Source organism: Streptomyces sp. NPDC089424, from assembly GCF_044749345.1.
In the GTDB taxonomy this organism is placed as follows: domain Bacteria; phylum Actinomycetota; class Actinomycetes; order Streptomycetales; family Streptomycetaceae; genus Streptomyces.
In genome coordinates, this window is sequence record NZ_JBIVHU010000007.1 from 44,479 (window position 1) to 61,020 (window position 16,542).

A 16,542-nucleotide genomic window follows, 5' to 3' on the forward strand; every position below is an offset into this window, starting at 1 on the left:
GGGCCAGGTCGTCCCGGACCGCCCCCCCTGGCTACGCCACGAACGTCCGCGGCGTCTCCGCCCCCACCGCCCCGCCGCTCCTCACCAGACGGGCCGCCGCGGCCAGGCGTACCGCCGCCTCCTCGGCCACCGCGCCCCCCACGGTGAACGGCAGCCGCACGTACCCCTCGAAGGCGCCGTCGACACCGAAGCGGGGACCGGACGGCACCCGTACCCCGACCCGCTCCCCCGCCTCCGCGAGGCGCGAGCCCGACAGTCCTCCCGTGCGCACCCACAGCGTGAGCCCGCCCTGCGGGACCTCGAACTCCCAGTCGGGCAGCTCCCGGCGCACCGCGGCGACCAGGGCGTCCCGGTTGTCCCGCGCCTGCACGCGCCGCAGCTCCACGGCCTGCTCCCAGCCGCCGGTGCCGAACAGCCAGTGCACGGCGAGCTGCTCCAGCACCGGCGTGCCCAGATCGGCGTACGCGCGCGCGGCGACCAGGCTGCGGATCACGTCGGGCGCCGCCCGCACCCAGCCGATGCGCATCCCGGCCCAGAAGGCCTTGCTGGCGGAGCCGACGGTGACGACGGTCGACCCGGCCGGGTCGAAGGCGCACACCGGGCGCGGCATCTCGACGTCGGGGTCCATCCACAGCTCGTTCATCGTCTCGTCGGCGACGATCACGGTCCCCGCCGAGCGGGCCGCCTCCACGAGCTGCCTGCGCTGGTCCTCGTCGGCCAGCGCGCCGGTCGGGTTGTGGAAGTCGGCGACGACGTAGGCGAGGCGCGGCGCCGCGTCCCGCAGCACCTGACGCCAGCGGTCCACGTCCCAGCCGCCGAGCCCCTCGGCCATCGCCACGGGCACCAGCCGGGCGCCCGACTCCCGCATCAGCTGCAGGATGTTGGCGTACGACGGCGACTCGACGGCGACGCGCTCGCCACGGCCCGCGAACAGATGGCAGATGGCGTCGATGGCACCCATCGCGCCGGTCGTCACCATGATCTGTTCCGGCATGGTGGGGATCCCGCGCGCGGTGTAGCGCTCGGCGAGCATCGAGCGCAGCGCGGGCAGCCCGGCCGGATAGTCCCCATGCGTGTGCGCGTACGGCTGGAGCTCGCCCAGGGCTCCCTGGACGGCACGGGTGAGCCAGGGCTCCGGCGCGGGCAGTGCCGCGCAGCCGAGGTCGATCATCGAGCCGAGCGCCTCGGGGGGCAGCGGTTCGAGCCCGCGCGCGGGGAGCGGGTTCCCGGCCGGAACGGCGGTCCAGCTGCCGGCGCCGCGCCGGGACTCCAGGAACCCCTCGGCGCGCAGCGCCTCGTAGGCCGCGGCAACCGTGGTGCGGCTGACGGAAAGGGCGAGCGCGAGCTCGCGTTCGGCGGGCAGCCGCGCGGCGACCGGAACGCGCCCTTCCAGGACCAGCAGCCGGATGCCGTCGGCGAGCGCCCGGTAGGCGGGCGGCCGGCGCGATCCCGGTCCCGCCGGGCGGTCCTGTTGCGACTGGAGCTGGCGCGCCAGCTGTGCCGCGCCCACTGCCGAGGTCCACTGCCCCATGACGATCAGTCCACCTTCCCCGAATTGGCCCCTGGTTGCGCCACTCCCCCTGCCACAGGGTGCCACGCGCCAGGCCACCGGCACCACCAGAGGGCCTGCCCGCCCGGACCGTCGCCCACCCGCCGCCCCGGCGGCGACGTGTTCGCCGCTGTCCCGGCATCCGGCGGAAGCACCGGCTTTGCCGCGGGTCAACCCCGGCGCGCCATACTGCGTCCGTGAGCACGCACATACGCCATCCCTATCTCGACCACCCCGGCCCGATCGCCTTCGCCCACCGGGGCGGCGCCGCGGACGGCCTGGAGAACACCACGCTCCAGTTCCGGCGCGCGGTGGAGATGGGGTACCGGTACATCGAGACCGACGTCCACGTCACCCGGGACGGGCGGATCGTCGCCTTCCACGACGCGACGCTGGACCGGGTGACCGACGGGGCGGGCCGCATCGCCGACCTGCCCTGGGACGACGTACGGCAGGCGCGTGTGGCGGGCGCCGAGCCGGTGCCGCTCTTCGAGGAGCTGCTGGAGACCTTTCCCGAGGTCCGCTGGAACGTCGACCTGAAGGCCGAGTCGGCCCTCCACCCCTTCCTGGACCTGATCGGCCGCACCGACGCCTGGGACCGGATCTGCGTCGGCTCGTTCTCGGAGGCCCGCGTGGTGCGCGCCCAGCGCCTGGCAGGGCCGCGCCTGGCGACCTCGTACGGCACCCGGGGGGTGCTCAACCTGCGGCTGCGCTCCTGGGGCGTGCCCGCCGCGCTGCGCCGCTCCGCCGTCGCCGCCCAGGTGCCCGAGACGCAGTCCGGCATCCGGGTGGTGGACCAGCGGTTCGTGCGCGCCGCCCACGCACGCGGGTTGCAGGTGCATGTGTGGACCATCAACGAGGCGGAGCGGATGCACCGGCTCCTGGACCTCGGCGTCGATGGCATCATGACCGATCACATCGACACGTTGCGCAAGGTCATGGAGGACCGGGGCGTCTGGGTCTGACGCCCCGGACGGCGTCCCGCGCACGGCACTTGACGGGGAAGCGAGGGCACGGGTGGGCACCGACACCCTGCGGACACCGGCGGCGGACGAAGCGGCCGGACGGCGGCGCGAACAGCGCGGCTGGTACTTCTACGACTGGGCGTGCTCCGTCTACTCGACGAGCGTGCTCACCGTGTTCCTGGGCCCCTATCTGACGTCGGTGGCCGAGTCGGCCGCCGACGCGGAGGGCTTCGTCCATCCGCTGGGCATCCCGGTGCGCGCCGGTTCCTTCTTCGCGTACTCGGTGTCCCTGTCGGTGATCGTGGCCGTGCTGGTGATGCCCCTGGTGGGCGCCGCCGCCGACCGCACCGGCCGCAAGAAGCCGCTGCTGGGCGCCGCCGCCTACCTCGGGGCCGCGGCCACGGCCTGCATGTTCCTGCTGGACGGCGACCGGTATCTGCTCGGCGGCGTGCTGCTGATCGTCGCGAACGCCGCGCAGTCGGTGGCGATGATGCTCTACAACTCCTACCTGCCGCAGATCGCGCCGCCGGAGGAGCGGGACGCGGTCTCCTCGCGCGGGTGGGCCTTCGGCTACGCGGCGGGCGCGCTGGTCCTGGTCGTCAACCTGGTCCTCTACCTCGCCCACGACAGTTTCGGGCTCTCGGAGAGCATGGCCGTGCGCATCTGCCTGGCCTCGGCGGGGCTGTGGTGGGGCGCGTTCGCGCTGATTCCGCTGCGCCGGCTGCGCGACCGCCGCTCCCCCGCGCGCGAGTCGGCGGTCACCGGCTGGCGGCAGCTCGCGGCGACCATCCGCGACATGCGCCGCCACCCGCTGACGCTGTCCTTCCTGCTGGCGTACCTCGTCTACAACGACGGCATCCAGACGGTGATCACCCAGGCGTCGGTGTACGGCTCGAAGGAACTGGGCCTCGAGCAGTCGACGCTGATCGGCGCGGTGCTGCTGGTCCAGGTGCTCGCGGTGTTCGGCGCCCTGGGGCTGGGCCGCCTGGCCCGCCGGTACGGCGCCAAGCGCACGGTCCTCGGCTCGCTGATCGCCTGGACGGTCATCCTGGCCGCGGGGTACTTCCTGCCCGCCGGGGCACCGGTCTGGTTCTTCGTCCTGGCCGCCGGGATCGGGCTCGTCCTCGGCGGCAGCCAGGCCCTGTCGCGCTCGCTCTTCTCCCATCTGGTCCCGCCGGGCAAGGAGGCCGAGTACTTCTCGGCGTACGAGCTGAGCGACCGCGGGATGAGCTGGCTGGGGCCGCTGCTTTTCGGGCTCACCTATCAGCTGACCGGGAGCTACCGCGACGCGATCATCTCGCTGGTGGCGTTCTTCGCCCTGGGCTTCGTCCTGCTGGCGCGCGTGCCGGTGCGGCGTGCGGTGGCGGAAGCCGGGAACCCGGTCCCCGAACGGATTTAGCACTGACGGCGAAAGGGCGGTAGTGTACGCGTTTGGCCTGCCAGGCGTACCGTTACTGCGCGTCAAAGATGCCGAAACGCTGGGTGACATCTGCTGTCAGATGTGACAAACCGGGCGCTGGTGGGTACAACATGGGCGGCTACGACGGCGACGCATGACCCGGAACGGGACTCCGAACGGGAATCTTTACCGCCGACCGGACGTTGACCGGATGACGACGACAGCGACACCTGTCCTGTGGGCGACAAGCCCGGGAGGCACGATTCATGAGTGAGCGAGCTCTTCGCGGCACGCGCCTCGTGGTGACCAGCTACGAGACGGACCGCGGCATCGACCTGGCCCCGCGCCAGGCCGTGGAGTACGCATGCGAGAAGGGGCACCGGTTCGAGATGCCCTTCTCGGTCGAGGCGGAGATTCCGCCGGAGTGGGAGTGCAAGGTCTGCGGGGCCCAGGCACTCCTCGTGGATGGCGACGGCCCGGAGGAGAAGAAGGCCAAGCCGGCGCGTACGCATTGGGACATGCTGATGGAGCGGCGCACACGTGAGGAGCTCGAAGAGGTCCTCGAAGAGCGTCTCGCCGTTCTGCGCTCCGGCGCCATGAACATCGCGGTGCACCCCCGAGACAGCCGCAAGTCCGCCTAGTTCCCGAGCGGCTTCGGCGGGGTTTCACACAGCACCCCCATTGACCGCGGGCGCCGTACGTGAGTGTGCGTACGGCGCCCGCGGTCGTTTCGTGCTGCTCGCGCGCGCCCGCGGCCGTCCGTGGTGGCCGCGGGTGCCCGTAGTCCTTGGTGTGCCTGCGGGCCGAGCGGGGGGCTCCGCCCCGTCGGGGTGGGAGGCGGACACGGACGGCTCAGCGGGCCCCGGCCGGGTCGGCCGGGCCCTTCCTGTTCCGCCCACCGGTGGCCGGCCGGAAACGGCGGTCTGCCGCCACGGCGGGTCGGCCGGACGCACCGGTCGTGCCGGTGCGCCGCGCCGACCTCGGTCGGCCCCCTCGCATCAGGGCGCTTTGCCGGCCTGGTGTCCGGGCGGCCTCAGCGGTTCAGCGGCGGGCGAGGTTCCTGGGGAGCGTCGCCCGGCTCCTCCCTGATGACCTCACCCTGCACGACCTTGCCGTCCGGGCGGTGAATGCGGGCCTGCTGGAAGGCGTCGCCGAAGCTTCCGGGGGTGGCGGCCCGGAGCCTGCGGTCCACCGTCCGCTCCGTGTAGCGGCCGACGGCCTTCTGGACCGGCGGCAGCAGCAGGAGCAGACCGGCCGCGTCCGAGACCAGGCCGGGCAGCATCAGGAGCAGGCCGCCCAGCATCATCAGACCGCTGCCCCCGCCGCTGGACGGCGGCACACCGCGCTGCAGCGCCTCGTTGAGGTTCTGGAAGGCGCGCCGCCCGGCACGCTTGATGACCACCGCGCCCAGCGCGAATCCGGCGACCAGCAGCAGGAACACCGTGAAACCGCCCGCCGCGCCCGCGACCACGGTCAGCAGCCAGATCTCCAGCACCAGCCAGGCGGCGATGCCCAGCGGCAGGAACGTACGCAGCCGCGAGCGCCGGGGCCGTGCGGGACAGGGAGGGTTCGAAGCGCCAGTCGTCATGCCCCCAGTGTGCCTGGCACCCGCTCAGCACGGGATAAGCGCCGGCGTCGGCCGCCCTACGACCGCGTGGGCCCCGGCCCGCCCTTCCCCATCAGCTTGGTGACCCGCTCGCCCACGCCCCACGTGGTGACCCGCCACAGGGCCTCGACCAGGATGTCGCGGCTCATCTTGGAGTCCCCGAGCTCGCGCTCGACGAAGGTGATCGGGACCTCGACGACGTGGTAGCCGGCCTTGATGGCGCGGCGGGCGAGGTCGACCTGGAAGCAGTAGCCCTGGGAGGCGACCTCGTCGAGGCCGAGGCCCTCCAGCGTCTCGCGGCGGAAGGCGCGGTAGCCGCCCGTCACGTCCCGGATCGGGACGTCCAGCAGCACGCGCGAGTACAGGCTGCCGCCGCGGGAGATGAACTCACGCGACTTGGGCCAGTTCACGACCCGGCCGCCGGGCACCCAGCGGGAACCGAGCACGAGGTCGGCGCCCTTCAGCGCGGTGAGCAGCCGGGGCAGTTCCTCGGGCTGGTGGGAGCCGTCGGCGTCCATCTCGATCAGGACGCCGAAGTCGTGCTCCATGCCCCAGCGGAAGCCGGCCAGGTAGGCGGCGCCGAGTCCCTCCTTGCCCCTGCGGTGCAGCACGTGGACCCGCTCGTCACCGGCCGCCAGTTCGTCGGCGATCTTGCCGGTGCCGTCGGGGCTGTTGTCGTCGGCCACGAGCACGTGGGCCTCGGGGACCGCCTCCCGCACCCGGCCGACGATGGTCTCGATGTTCTCCGCCTCGTTGTAGGTCGGAATGATCACCAAGACCGCGCCGAGCGGGCCGAAGCGCCTCCCCTGGGCCTCTGCCGCACGGTTCCCCTCGCCGTCGTTCACTGCTGCCCCTTCACGTCAGTCCGCACGGCTCCACCATAGTGGCCGCCGCCTGCACCGACGCGAGGAGACGTCGCCAAGGTGGTGTCACATCCGAGGGAGTGGGGTAAGGATGGCAGTTTGGTCCTCTATGCGGGACATGCGGGCCAGGCGTGACATGCGGGCCAGGCGTGACATGCGGGCTTGCCATCGCCCGGCGGATGGGAGCCCGGCGCCCTTCGGGCCGACCTGGGACCCGCTGGCTGCGGATCGACCTGAAGCCGTTGTCTACTGAGCGCCCGGGCCCCATCCGGGTCACACCGTGCCGACCTGGCCGGAACGTTCCCCCGCCGTGGCGCGGTCGCTGTGCCTGGCTCCCAGTGACGGTGCCCCGGTGCGGTACACCGTCCCTGACCCAGCGGCGCCGCGACGAGTGTGCGGACGATGCCCGGTCGGGCGTCCCGTGGTGGACTCGGCCGAACCTACCCGCCCCGGGCCGCCGCCTGTCAATAGCCGTACGACCTGCGGGTCTTCCCGCGGAGCGCGGGTCGGCCCGGTGGTTACGCAGGTCGTGAGACACCGCTCGGGGCGCCGATCCGCTGCGCGCCACCCCGGGAGATCACTCGCTCGGCCGCACGAACACCGTACGGCCGCCCACCACGGTGCGCAGGCAGACGGGCAGGTCGGAGCCGGGAGTCAGGTCGGGCAGCCCGGGGGTGCCCGAGCGCGGGTCGGTCGACCAGCGCGCGACCCGGTCGTCGGGCGCCTGCACCACGAGCGCGCCGGTGCGCCACACGGCGTAGTCCGCGGGCGCGCCCGGCACCAGGACGCCCGCGTCGTCCCGCCCGACGGCCCGCCATCCGCCCCGGGTGTGCGCCGTGAAGGCGGCGCGTACGGAGACCCGGTGCGCGGGCGTGCGGTGGAAGGCTGCGGCGCGGACGGTGCCCCACGGGTCCAGGGGGGTGACCGGGCTGTCGGAGCCGAACGCCAGCGGTACGCCGGCCCGCAGCATCGCCGCGAAGGGGTTCAGCAGGGCGGCGCGTTCGGCGCCGAGGCGCTGGGCGTACATGCCGTCCGTGCCGCCCCACAGCGCGTCGAAGGCCGGCTGGACCGAGGCGGTGAGGCCGAGTTCGGCGAAGGCGGCGATGGTCTCGGGGGTGAGCATCTCCGCGTGTTCGACGCGGTGCCGGGCGGCGCGGACTCGGGCGAGGCCGAGCTTCTCGGCGGCGGCGCGCACGCCCTCGACGACGGTGGCGACGGCGGCGTCTCCGATGGCGTGGAAGCCCGCCTGGAGGCCCGTCTCGGTGCAGGCGACCACGTGTGCGGCGACGCTGTCGGCGTCCAGGTAGGCGGTGCCGGTGTGGTCCGCGTCGGCGTAGGGCTCGTGCAGACAGGCGGTGTGCGAGCCGAGGGCGCCGTCCACGAACAGGTCCCCGGCCGCGCCGACCGCACCCAGCTCGCGCGCCTTGTCGATGTCGCGCTCGGCCCAGTAGCCGACGACGCGCGGGCCGGCCTCCTCGGCCGCGAGCCGCAGCAGGGCGGTGAAGTCGTCCTCGGAGGAGATGTCCGGCCCGGCGCACTCGTGGACCGACCCGATGCCGAGGGAGGCGGCGTGCGCGAGGGCGGCGCGCTGCGCCTCGGTGCGCTGGGCGGGCGTCACGGCCGCGAACGCGGCGGCACGCACGGCGTGGTGGGCCTCGCGGGTGAGGGGGGCGTCCTCCTGCCGCTCCAGACCGGGCACGAGGTCGAGCAGGGCGGTGCTGACGACCGCGGAGTGGACGTCGATGCGGCTCAGGTAGAGGGGGCGGCCGCCGGTGGCCGCGTCGAGTTCGGCGCGCGCCGGGGGGCGGCCGCCGGGCCAGCGTGCCGCGTCCCAGCCGTGGCCGAGCAGGACGCGGTCGTGGGGTCGCGCGGTGGCGAACTCCCGCACGCGGGCCAGCGCCTCGTCCAGGGAGCGCGCGCCGGACAGGTCGAGGCCGGTCAGGGCCAGACCGGTCGAGGTGGTGTGCACATGGGCGTCGGTGAACGCCGGGGTGACCAAGGCGCCGTCCAGGTCCACGACCTCGTCCACGCCGTCCGCGAAGGCGTCGGCGGCGCCCTCGGAGCCGACCCAGGCGACCTGGCCGCGCTCGACGACCATCGCGGTCGCGAACGGATCGGCGGGACTGTGGACCTCTCCGCGGCGCAGCAGGACGGTCTTGGTCGGGACGGTGCTCTCACTCATGACAGACAGTCTCCCGCCTCGCGCGCCCCCTGCAGCACGCAGGTGCCCCACGGCGCCCGGCCCGCGCACCGGGGGCGGCGCCGGGAGCCCGTCAGACCCGTGGCGGCCGGGCCTCGTACGGCGTGGACAGCACCACCGTCGTGCGCGTCGAGACGCCCGCGAGCGAGCGCACCCGGGCCAGCAGTTCCTCCAGCTCGTGCGGGGTCGCGACCCGCACCTTGAGGATGTAGTTCTCGTCGCCGGCGACACTGTGGCAGGCCTCGATCTCGGGGACGCCGGCGAGCCGGTCCGCGATGTCGTCGGGGGCGCTGGGGTCGAACGGTTTCACCGAGATGAACGCGGTCATCGGCAGCCCGACCGCCTCCGGGTCGACGACCGCGGCGTACCCGCGGATCACACCGCGCTGCTCCAGCCGGCGCACCCGCTGGTGCACGGCCGACGTGGACAGCCCCGTGGCCTTGCCCAGGTCGGTGTAACTCATCCGCCCGTCCTTGACGAGCAGCTGCACGATCTGTCGGTCCAGCTCCTCCATGGCGCAGAACCTACAGTGCGCCTGACCTCATGGGACACCTCAGCCGTGCAGGTCATGCCCGGTTCGTGACGTCCCGGCGGGCCGTACGTGAGCCGCTCGGGGGACAAATGCACCAGGCCGCGGCACCTGCGAGCGGCATGTGACGAACGCCACAGGCTTCGAACAGTCTCCGTAATGAAGTCGTGATTACCCCGCGGAGGCGCTGGGAAGTGCTTGCTGTGGTCGAGGCCGCAGCGCCGTCACGGCCCAGCCCGAGGGGGAGAATCCCATGCAGAGTCTTAAGCGCCCTGGTCGTACCGCACCCAAGCGGCAGCAGCTCGTCGTCGAGCCCGAGCCGGAGGGCGTCGAACCCGACGCCTTCGGTGGTGAGGATGCCGACGAACTCGACGCGTACGACACCTTCGAGATGTACCGGGTGATCTGCCCGGACTGCGCACAGCCCATCGCCCTGCTCGCGGACGAGGACTTCCTCCCGGAGCACGCGCTGTGCGCCTCGCCGTGGAACCCGTTCGGACTCACGGTCTGCGCCGGGACGGGCCGCCGGGCCGCCGACGCGCGCCCCGCGGACGAGTCCATCGAGCCCCAGGAGCAGCAGACCGCACTGCTGTTGACGCTCCCTCAGGGTCTCGACTGGCGCACGCAGCCCTTCTCGCACGTCGGCGGCCCGGGCTCGCGCCCGATGCGGGTCCCCGTCATGCGGCGCCACGCCGCCTGAGCCACCGCGCTCGGCCTCAACTCCCGTAGCCGCCCCGCACCATGGAGCTCAGGCCGCCGTGGTGCGGGACCGGTGCGTCCGGGTCCCCCGAGCACAACACGCGGGTGCGCAGGGGCGGTTCGGCGGCCGCTGGACATCAGCGGCGGAGGGTCCCGGTACGGCGGACCCGGCCGGCGGGGACGACCGGAACGGGCGACGAACCCACGCTCGATTCCGGGGCCCGGTGACCTGTCCGCATACCGTCGCGTTGCCCAGATATGACCCCGACCCCTACCTCGTCCACGACCGGGCGTCAGTACCGCGTTTTCGCTCCCCGGTACGCAGAATCGCTTCCGCACGCCCCGCGCCCGCTGCCGACCCCGCTCCCGCCGCCACCGCCGCAGGCCCAGCCGCTTCCCGACCCGCCCATCTACCGCGATCTGATGCGCACTTGGGCGCACCGCGGCCGCACCCTGCCGGGGCACCACGACCCGGAATGGATCCGGCTGGCGGCGCCCCTGGTCAAGGCCGGTCAGTTCAGCGCGTCTCCGGACCTGCCAGGTGACGGGCGATGACCATCCGCTGGATCTGGTTGGTGCCCTCGACGATCTGGAGGACCTTGGCCTCCCGCATGTAGCGCTCGGCCGGGAAGTCCGCCGTGTAGCCGTAGCCCCCGAGGATCTGGACGGCGTCGGTGGTCACCTTCATGGCCGTGTCGGTGCAGTGCAGCTTGGCCATCGCCGCCTGCCGGGCGAAGGGCCGCCCGGCGTCGCGCAGTCGCGCCGCCGCGAGGTACAGCGCGCGGCCCGCCTCGATCTGGGTCGCCATGTCGGCGAGCATGAAGCGCAGCCCCTGGAAGTCGGCGATCGGCCGCCCGAACTGCCTGCGCCCGGTGGCGTACTCGACGGCCTCGTCGAGCGCCGCCTGTGCCACACCGATCGCGCAGGCGGCGATGCCGAGCCGTCCGGAGTCGAGCGCGGACAGGGCGATCGCGAAGCCCTGCCCCTCCTCGCCGAGCCGCCGCGCGTCCGGGACGCGCACACCGTCGAGGTGGACCTGGGCGGTGGGCGAGCCCTTCATGCCCATCTTCTTCTCGGGGGCGGCCGCGCTCAGCCCTTCGGCGTCGCCGGGCACCAGGAAGGCGGTGATGCCGCGTGGACCGTCCGCGCCGGTGCGGGCCATGACGGTGTAGAAGTCGGCGACGCCGCCGTGCGTGATCCAGGCCTTGGTGCCGGTGATCACCCAGTCGTCGCCGTCCCGGACGGCCTTGGTGCGCAGGGAGGCCGCGTCGGAGCCGGAGGCCGGCTCGGAGAGGCAGTACGCGCCGAGCAGGCCGCCGCCGAGGATCGCGGGCAGATGCTCGACCTGCTGCTCCTTGGTGCCGTAGGCGGCGAGGGCGTAGGAGGCGAGGGTGTGGACGCTGACCCCGAGGCCGACCGTCAGCCGGGCCATGGCGAGCTCTTCGAGGACCTGGAGGTAGACCTCGTAGGGCTGGTCGCCGCCGCCGTATTCGGCGTCGTAGGGCAGGCCGAGCAGCCCCGACTGCGACAGGAGGGTGAAGACGTCGCGGGGGAAGCGTCCGGCCTCCTCCTCCGCGGCCGCGTGCGGGGCGATCTCGCGCTGCGCGATGTCGCGGACGAGCGAGATCAGATCCCGGGCCTCGTCCGTGGGCAGTAGCCGGTCCACCGGCTGCGGGGCGCGGTCGGGCATGGCGACGCTCTCCTCCCTTTCGGGCGCTGCGGCGGGCGCACGCCATGGGTGGGGCGGCTCCGCCGGGTCTCACTGATGCGGCCGATGCTCCTACTCCCGGGTCACGAAAGCTGCTGACCAGCGGCTGCGCGCTGTGAGTATGCCCGATCGGACGCAGCACGTCACCGGTTAACGACCGCTTACTTCAGGAATTCCCCGCCGCGTCATATTGGTCCGCACCATTGACCCCACTGGTCTAGTCCTCCTACTGTGACGGATCACCAACGCCTCATCGCGTTCATGCCAATCGGCAGTCCCCCTCTCCCCCACGAGGAGACCACCCGATGCACATCCGCCTCAGTCCCCGCGTCCGCTTCCGGGCGCTCGTCGCCGCCGCCTGTTCCGCCGCCCTCGGCGCCGGGCTCCTGACGGGCCTCGGCACCGCCTCCGCCGCCCCGGCAGCCCCGGCAGCCCCGGAGGCGGCCGGCTCCAAGGTCGTCGGCTACTTCACCGAATGGGGCACCTACGACCGCAAGTACCTGGTCAAGAACATCGAGACCTCCGGTTCCGGCGCCAAGCTCACCCACATCAACTACGCCTTCGGGAACGTCACCGGCGGCAAGTGCGCGATGGGTGACGCCTACGCCGCGACCGACCGCGCCCACACCGCCGCCGAGTCCGTGGACGGCGTGGCGGACACCTGGGACCAGCCGCTGCGCGGCAACTTCAACCAGCTGCGCAAGCTGAAGAAGAAGCACCCCGACCTCAAGATCCTGTGGTCGTTCGGCGGCTGGACCTGGTCGGCCGGCTTCACCGAGGCCGCGCGCAACCCGGCGGCCTTCGCCCAGTCCTGCTACGACCTGGTCGAGAACTCCAAGTGGGCGGACGTCTTCGACGGCATCGACATCGACTGGGAGTACCCGAACGCCTGCGGCGCCACCTGCGACACCAGCGGCCGGGCGGCGTTCAAGAACCTGATGGCCGCCGTCCGGGCCAAGTTCGGCTCCGGCAACCTGGTCACCGCCGCGATCACCGCCGACGCCACCGCAGGCGGCAAGATCGACGCCGCCGACTACGCGGGGGCGGCCCCGTACGTCGACTGGTACAACCCGATGACGTACGACTTCTTCGGCGCCTGGGACGCGGCGGGACCGACCGCGCCGCACTCGCCGCTGACCTCGTACACCGGCATCCCGAAGCCGAACCTGCACAGCTCGGCCACCATCGCCAAGCTCAAGGGCCTCGGCATCCCGTCGTCCAAGCTGCTGCTCGGCATCGGCTTCTACGGCCGCGGCTGGACCGGCGTCACCCAGGCGGCACCTGGCGGCACGGCGACCGGGCCGGCGGCGGGGACGTACGAGCCGGGCATCGAGGACTACAAGGTGCTGAAGACCAAGTGCCCGGCGAACGGCACGGTGGCGGGCACCGCGTACGCCAAGTGCGGGAGCAACTGGTGGAGTTACGACACCCCGGCGACCATCGCCACCAAGATGACGTACAAGAACCAGCAGGGTCTGGGCGGTACGTTCTTCTGGGAGCTGAGCGGGGACACCGCCAACGGTGAGCTGATCAGGGCGATCAACTAGCCGCCGGAACGCGGGAAGGGGCGTGGGTCCAGGTGGACCCGCGCCCCTTCTGCGTCTGCGTCGCCGCTTCGGTCTCAGCCGTCCCGGCGGGCCGGATCCGGGGCCGGGTACGACGGGTCCAGTTCCTCGATCGCGCGCATGGCGCCGCCCAGGGTCTTCACCAGCAGCTCGCGCATGGTGTCGCGGGTGAGGTCGGGGCGGTCGATCCAGTCGAGGGTGGCGCCCTCGACACCGCACACCCAGGTGAGCAGGCCCATCCGCGCGAGCGGGGCGATCTCCCGTTGCCCGTACGCCCCTTCGGCGAGGGTCGCCACCATGGCCTCGCGCACCCCGTCCCGGATCGCGTGCACCTCGGTGTCGAAACCGACACCGCCGCTGACGATCGTGCGGTAGGCGGCGTGGTTGTGCTCGGCGTAGCGCAGGTAGCCGTCGATCGTGCGGTGCACCCGGTCCACGGGGGCGAGTTCCAGACCGCCGGCGGCGTAGGTGACGAGGTCGGTGACCGAATCCTGGACGATGGCCAGGTAGTAGCCCCGCTTGGACTGGAAGTAGTAGTAGATCAGCCCCTTCGCGACGTGGGCCTGCCGGGCGATGTCGTCCATCGAGAGCGCGTCGTACGACGTGTCGGAGAACAATCTGCGCCCGATGGCGATGAGTTCGGCGCGGCGAGCCGCCGAACGCTCGGTGCCGCGCGCCCGGGGCCGGACGGCGTCGCGCTGTTGGCTGATATTCAATTTCGACCCTGGTTCCAACGGGTGGCGGGACAAGCGCAGTATGGCAGGTCGGCCCACCGGTCAGATCACAGCAGTCCCACCTGCGTCAGGAGCATCGCGAGCACCACGACGAGGGCCCAGCCCGCGATGTGTTCGACGATCTTCGGGCCGTCGTCCTTGGGGCCGCCGGTCCGGACGCGGGCGGCGGTGGCTGACTCTGCGCTCATGATCTCTCGCTGATGTGTCGTACGGGCGGTGGACTCCCCCCACCGATCTGTCCACCTTGCCATCGTCGGCGGCATTTGCGACGGAGACGTTGGTCACAGCGCAACGGCTCCCGGCGTGCTGCCGGGAGCCGTCAAAGCGTCGCGGCGGACGGCCGCCGCCGAGGTCAGCGCACTCCCACCGCCGCGAGCGCCAGCCGCTGGCGGACGGTCGGACGCGCCGGGAAGTACAGGTAGCAGACGCCGCCGGTGCCGGAGGACACGTTGCCGGAGGCGTTGTAGCGCTTGGTGCGGAGCCAGATGTTCTCCCACTCGCGCCGGTCGTAGACCCGCCGCACCGCCTGGTTGCTCGGCGAGGCCGGGTCGTTCGCGATCACGTCGCCCTCGGCCGTGAAGCCGATCACGGTCATCAGGTGGCCCGAGGTGCCGTAGCCCGCGCCGGTCAGCTCCTTCTCCAGGAACGACTGGGACGTTATGGCCGGGATGCCGGCCGCGATCAGCACCTCGAGGTCGGTGAGCGAGCCGAGCCGGGTGACCACGCCCTGCAGACCCGGGAAGGTCGCGGCGTAGGCGGCGTTGAACGGCCAGTTGCCGCAGCCCGCGTACTGGTAGTCGTAGGTGTGCCGGGCCGCGTGGCACACCTGCGGGTCGGCGAAGTCCGGGTTCACCCAGGACAGCTGCTCCTTGCTGAGCCGGCCGCCCCAGTACTCGACGATCATCTGCGAGGAGGTCGGGCTGCACCAGGCCTCGCCGCCGTTGTCGTACTCCGGGTACTGCCCCTTGTGGATCTCCTGCGAGTACCTCGGTACGAGCAGCTCCTTGGCCAGGCGGGGCTCGGACGCCGGGACCGTGAAGCGGTCCGGGACGTCGGAGCCCATCGCGCCGAGCCGCCAGACCGTCGGCGTGAGCCGGGTGCCGGGCTTGCGGTAGAGCGTCAGACGCAGCCGGTACGAGGTCAGGCGCAGGCCCGACGCCGGGTCGTCGACGGAGAAGGTGTCCGTCCAGATGGTGCTTCGGCCGTCGGTCTGGTCGTCCACCGAGGTGCGCCGGATGTCCTGCTCACCGGCCGCCCAGCGGCCCATGACGTACCAGGGCGTGTCCGTGCCGTCGGAGTAGGTGCCGCGCAGGTCCACCTGGATCCAGGTGCCGGCCGGTGTGTGCGCGTTCCAGGAGGCGATCACCTCCGTCGCGGGGACGGTGAGCCGGTGCACCGGTCCGGTCCAGGTCGCGTACTCCCAGGTGGAGGTCGTGCCGGTGTGCGGATCGGGGTAGCTGGTGGTGCCGGCCCGTGCGGCGATCACCACGCCGGGGCGCGTGCCGTCGACGGCACGGGTGCCCTGGGTGGCTCCGGCGCGCCAGTCGGCGTACGTCGTCCAGAAGCGGTTGTCGACCAGGCGCGCGGGCACCTTGGTGAGGCCGGCCGCCACCGGGTCCTCGGCATCGGCGGACGGGGCGGCAACCGCCGGGCCCGCGCTGCCCGCGACGGCGGCGGCGACCGCTGCGGCCAGGAGGGCTCTGCGGGACGGCTGTTCGGCTCTGCTCATGGGCGGATGACTCCCAGGGTCCGAGTCGGGGCAGGTCCACTGCACGGATGTGTGCGCCAACTATGGCCTCAGGAGGCCGTCACTGCCAGCACTTCGGGGCATGCCGCGCCCGGCAATATTGGTCGGGACCACTGGCATGAGCTGGGGGATGATGGGGAGGTGTCGCACTTCTGCCGCCTTGCCCCGGCCACCGCGCTGCCCCGGCTCGCCCGTCTGCTGGGCGAGCTGCCGCCGTCCTGCGGCCCCGTCCGCCTGATCGGCGTCGACGGGCACGCGGGCTCCGGAAAGACCACGTTCGCCGGGCAGTTGGCGGACGCGCTGGGCGGCGCGCCTGTGCTGCACCTCGACGACATCGCCAGCCACGACGAGCTGTTCGCCTGGACCGAGCGCCTGATCGGCCAGGTGATCGAGCCGCTCGGGCGGGGCGAGACCGCGCGGTACGCGCCCTACGACTGGCGGGCCCGGCGGTTCGGGCCACCCCGTCCGCTGCCGCCCGCCCCGGTGGTCCTCGTCGAGGGCGTCGGAGCCGGCCGGCGTGCCCTGCGGCCGTGGCTGGCGCATCTGCTGTGGCTGGAGTTTCCGCACGAGGACGCCTGGGCGCGGGGACAGTCGCGGGACGGGGAGGAGCAGCGGGACTTCTGGGCCGGGTGGATCCAGGCGGAACGGCGGCATTTCGACGAGGACCCCTCGCGCCCGTTCGCCGACATGCTGGTACGCCCGTTGCGGACGGGATATGAGGTGATTCCGGGGCCTGGGGGATCGCCTGGTCCGGACCAGAATGTGACGCACGGTGACGGGCCATCCGCAATGTGCTGAACTGGTGAAGACCCCTGCGGCTGAACTTGGCCGACTGCTTCAACTCGGCTTGACCGGGGGGCCGTACAGGTCTTACGTTCTCAATGTGCGGCCCCAGGGGGTCGCCGACAGACGCGAAGCCCCCGGTTGTTCCCCCGTGACCGGGGGCTTCGTTCTGCCCTCATTCACTTCCGGCAGCCG

Annotated in this window: 15 protein-coding genes; 6 read left to right on the forward strand and 9 right to left on the reverse strand. The window is 72.5% G+C overall.

Annotation, left to right across the window (positions count from 1 at the left end; translation table 11 throughout):
* Positions 1-31 precede the first annotated feature (31 nt).
* The gene (locus ACIP2X_RS27215; RefSeq protein WP_401677324.1) at positions 32-1,531 is read right to left on the reverse strand and encodes a PLP-dependent aminotransferase family protein; all 1,500 of its coding nucleotides are present in this window, start codon (positions 1,529-1,531) and stop codon (positions 32-34) included.
* A gap of 215 nt (positions 1,532-1,746) precedes the next feature.
* On the opposite strand from ACIP2X_RS27215, the gene ACIP2X_RS27220 reads away from it, so the two are divergent.
* From ACIP2X_RS27220 to ACIP2X_RS27230, 3 genes are all read left to right on the forward strand, one after another.
* Positions 1,747-2,514, forward strand: coding sequence for a glycerophosphodiester phosphodiesterase (locus ACIP2X_RS27220; protein WP_401677326.1), 768 nt, complete (start codon positions 1,747-1,749; stop codon positions 2,512-2,514).
* Between the two features lie 52 nt (positions 2,515-2,566).
* The gene (locus ACIP2X_RS27225; protein WP_401677328.1) at positions 2,567-3,913 is read left to right on the forward strand and encodes an MFS transporter; all 1,347 of its coding nucleotides are present in this window, start codon (positions 2,567-2,569) and stop codon (positions 3,911-3,913) included.
* Between the two features lie 266 nt (positions 3,914-4,179).
* Positions 4,180-4,554, forward strand: a complete 375-nt coding sequence (locus tag ACIP2X_RS27230; RefSeq protein WP_003977404.1) for an RNA polymerase-binding protein RbpA — start codon at positions 4,180-4,182, stop codon at positions 4,552-4,554.
* 392 nt (positions 4,555-4,946) lie between these two features.
* On the opposite strand, the gene fxsA is transcribed toward ACIP2X_RS27230, so the two are convergent.
* From fxsA to ACIP2X_RS27250, 4 genes are all read right to left on the reverse strand, one after another.
* The gene (fxsA, locus tag ACIP2X_RS27235) at positions 4,947-5,501 is read right to left on the reverse strand and encodes an FxsA family membrane protein (protein WP_401677330.1); all 555 of its coding nucleotides are present in this window, start codon (positions 5,499-5,501) and stop codon (positions 4,947-4,949) included.
* Between the two features lie 56 nt (positions 5,502-5,557).
* On the reverse strand, positions 5,558-6,364 hold the full coding sequence (locus ACIP2X_RS27240; RefSeq protein ID WP_401677332.1) for a polyprenol monophosphomannose synthase: 807 nt from the start codon (positions 6,362-6,364) through the stop codon (positions 5,558-5,560).
* A gap of 595 nt (positions 6,365-6,959) precedes the next feature.
* Complete coding sequence (locus ACIP2X_RS27245; RefSeq protein WP_401677334.1) at positions 6,960-8,564, reverse strand: amidohydrolase; 1,605 nt, start codon at positions 8,562-8,564, stop codon at positions 6,960-6,962.
* Positions 8,565-8,655: 91 nt separating this feature from the next.
* Entirely contained in the window at positions 8,656-9,096 is a 441-nt protein-coding gene (locus ACIP2X_RS27250) for an Lrp/AsnC family transcriptional regulator (RefSeq protein WP_086703418.1), read from the reverse strand.
* 268 nt (positions 9,097-9,364) lie between these two features.
* Here ACIP2X_RS27250 and ACIP2X_RS27255 point away from each other — a divergent pair, with 268 nt between their 5' ends.
* A complete protein-coding gene (locus ACIP2X_RS27255) occupies positions 9,365-9,811 on the forward strand; it encodes a hypothetical protein (protein WP_401677336.1) in 447 nt (148 codons plus the stop codon).
* Positions 9,812-10,327: 516 nt separating this feature from the next.
* On the opposite strand, the gene ACIP2X_RS27260 is transcribed toward ACIP2X_RS27255, so the two are convergent.
* Positions 10,328-11,500, reverse strand: coding sequence for an acyl-CoA dehydrogenase family protein (locus ACIP2X_RS27260; protein WP_401677338.1), 1,173 nt, complete (start codon positions 11,498-11,500; stop codon positions 10,328-10,330).
* Positions 11,501-11,823: 323 nt separating this feature from the next.
* Here ACIP2X_RS27260 and ACIP2X_RS27265 point away from each other — a divergent pair, with 323 nt between their 5' ends.
* The gene (locus tag ACIP2X_RS27265; RefSeq protein ID WP_401677340.1) at positions 11,824-13,065 is read left to right on the forward strand and encodes a glycoside hydrolase family 18 protein; all 1,242 of its coding nucleotides are present in this window, start codon (positions 11,824-11,826) and stop codon (positions 13,063-13,065) included.
* 74 nt (positions 13,066-13,139) lie between these two features.
* On the opposite strand, the gene ACIP2X_RS27270 is transcribed toward ACIP2X_RS27265, so the two are convergent.
* The 3 genes from ACIP2X_RS27270 to ACIP2X_RS27280 all read right to left on the reverse strand — a co-directional run bounded on the left by ACIP2X_RS27270 (position 13,140) and on the right by ACIP2X_RS27280 (position 15,546).
* Positions 13,140-13,799, reverse strand: coding sequence for a TetR/AcrR family transcriptional regulator (locus ACIP2X_RS27270; RefSeq protein WP_401677342.1), 660 nt, complete (start codon positions 13,797-13,799; stop codon positions 13,140-13,142).
* 65 nt (positions 13,800-13,864) lie between these two features.
* Positions 13,865-14,005 carry an SCO1431 family membrane protein gene (locus tag ACIP2X_RS27275; protein ID WP_401677344.1) on the reverse strand — a complete coding sequence of 47 codons (141 nt, stop codon included), beginning with the start codon at positions 14,003-14,005 and terminating at the stop codon, positions 13,865-13,867.
* Positions 14,006-14,169: 164 nt separating this feature from the next.
* Complete coding sequence (locus ACIP2X_RS27280) at positions 14,170-15,546, reverse strand: peptidase C39 family protein (RefSeq protein WP_401677346.1); 1,377 nt, start codon at positions 15,544-15,546, stop codon at positions 14,170-14,172.
* Positions 15,547-15,705: 159 nt separating this feature from the next.
* Here ACIP2X_RS27280 and ACIP2X_RS27285 point away from each other — a divergent pair, with 159 nt between their 5' ends.
* Complete coding sequence (locus ACIP2X_RS27285) at positions 15,706-16,362, forward strand: uridine kinase (RefSeq protein WP_401677348.1); 657 nt, start codon at positions 15,706-15,708, stop codon at positions 16,360-16,362.
* The last annotated feature ends 180 nt before the right edge of the window (positions 16,363-16,542 follow it).

Coding starts and splice junctions, on each gene's coding strand:
- fxsA (WP_401677330.1), bottom strand. CDS start 5,501: ATGACGACTGGCGCTTCGAACCCTCCCTGTCCCGCACGGCCCCGGCGC.
- ACIP2X_RS27250 (WP_086703418.1), bottom strand. CDS start 9,096: ATGGAGGAGCTGGACCGACAGATCGTGCAGCTGCTCGTCAAGGACGGG.
- ACIP2X_RS27260 (WP_401677338.1), bottom strand. CDS start 11,500: ATGCCCGACCGCGCCCCGCAGCCGGTGGACCGGCTACTGCCCACGGAC.
- ACIP2X_RS27215 (WP_401677324.1), bottom strand. CDS start 1,531: ATGGGGCAGTGGACCTCGGCAGTGGGCGCGGCACAGCTGGCGCGCCAG.
- ACIP2X_RS27275 (WP_401677344.1), bottom strand. CDS start 14,005: ATGAGCGCAGAGTCAGCCACCGCCGCCCGCGTCCGGACCGGCGGCCCC.
- ACIP2X_RS27255 (WP_401677336.1), top strand. CDS start 9,365: ATGCAGAGTCTTAAGCGCCCTGGTCGTACCGCACCCAAGCGGCAGCAG.
- ACIP2X_RS27245 (WP_401677334.1), bottom strand. CDS start 8,564: ATGAGTGAGAGCACCGTCCCGACCAAGACCGTCCTGCTGCGCCGCGGA.
- ACIP2X_RS27280 (WP_401677346.1), bottom strand. CDS start 15,546: ATGAGCAGAGCCGAACAGCCGTCCCGCAGAGCCCTCCTGGCCGCAGCG.
- ACIP2X_RS27265 (WP_401677340.1), top strand. CDS start 11,824: ATGCACATCCGCCTCAGTCCCCGCGTCCGCTTCCGGGCGCTCGTCGCC.
- ACIP2X_RS27230 (WP_003977404.1), top strand. CDS start 4,180: ATGAGTGAGCGAGCTCTTCGCGGCACGCGCCTCGTGGTGACCAGCTAC.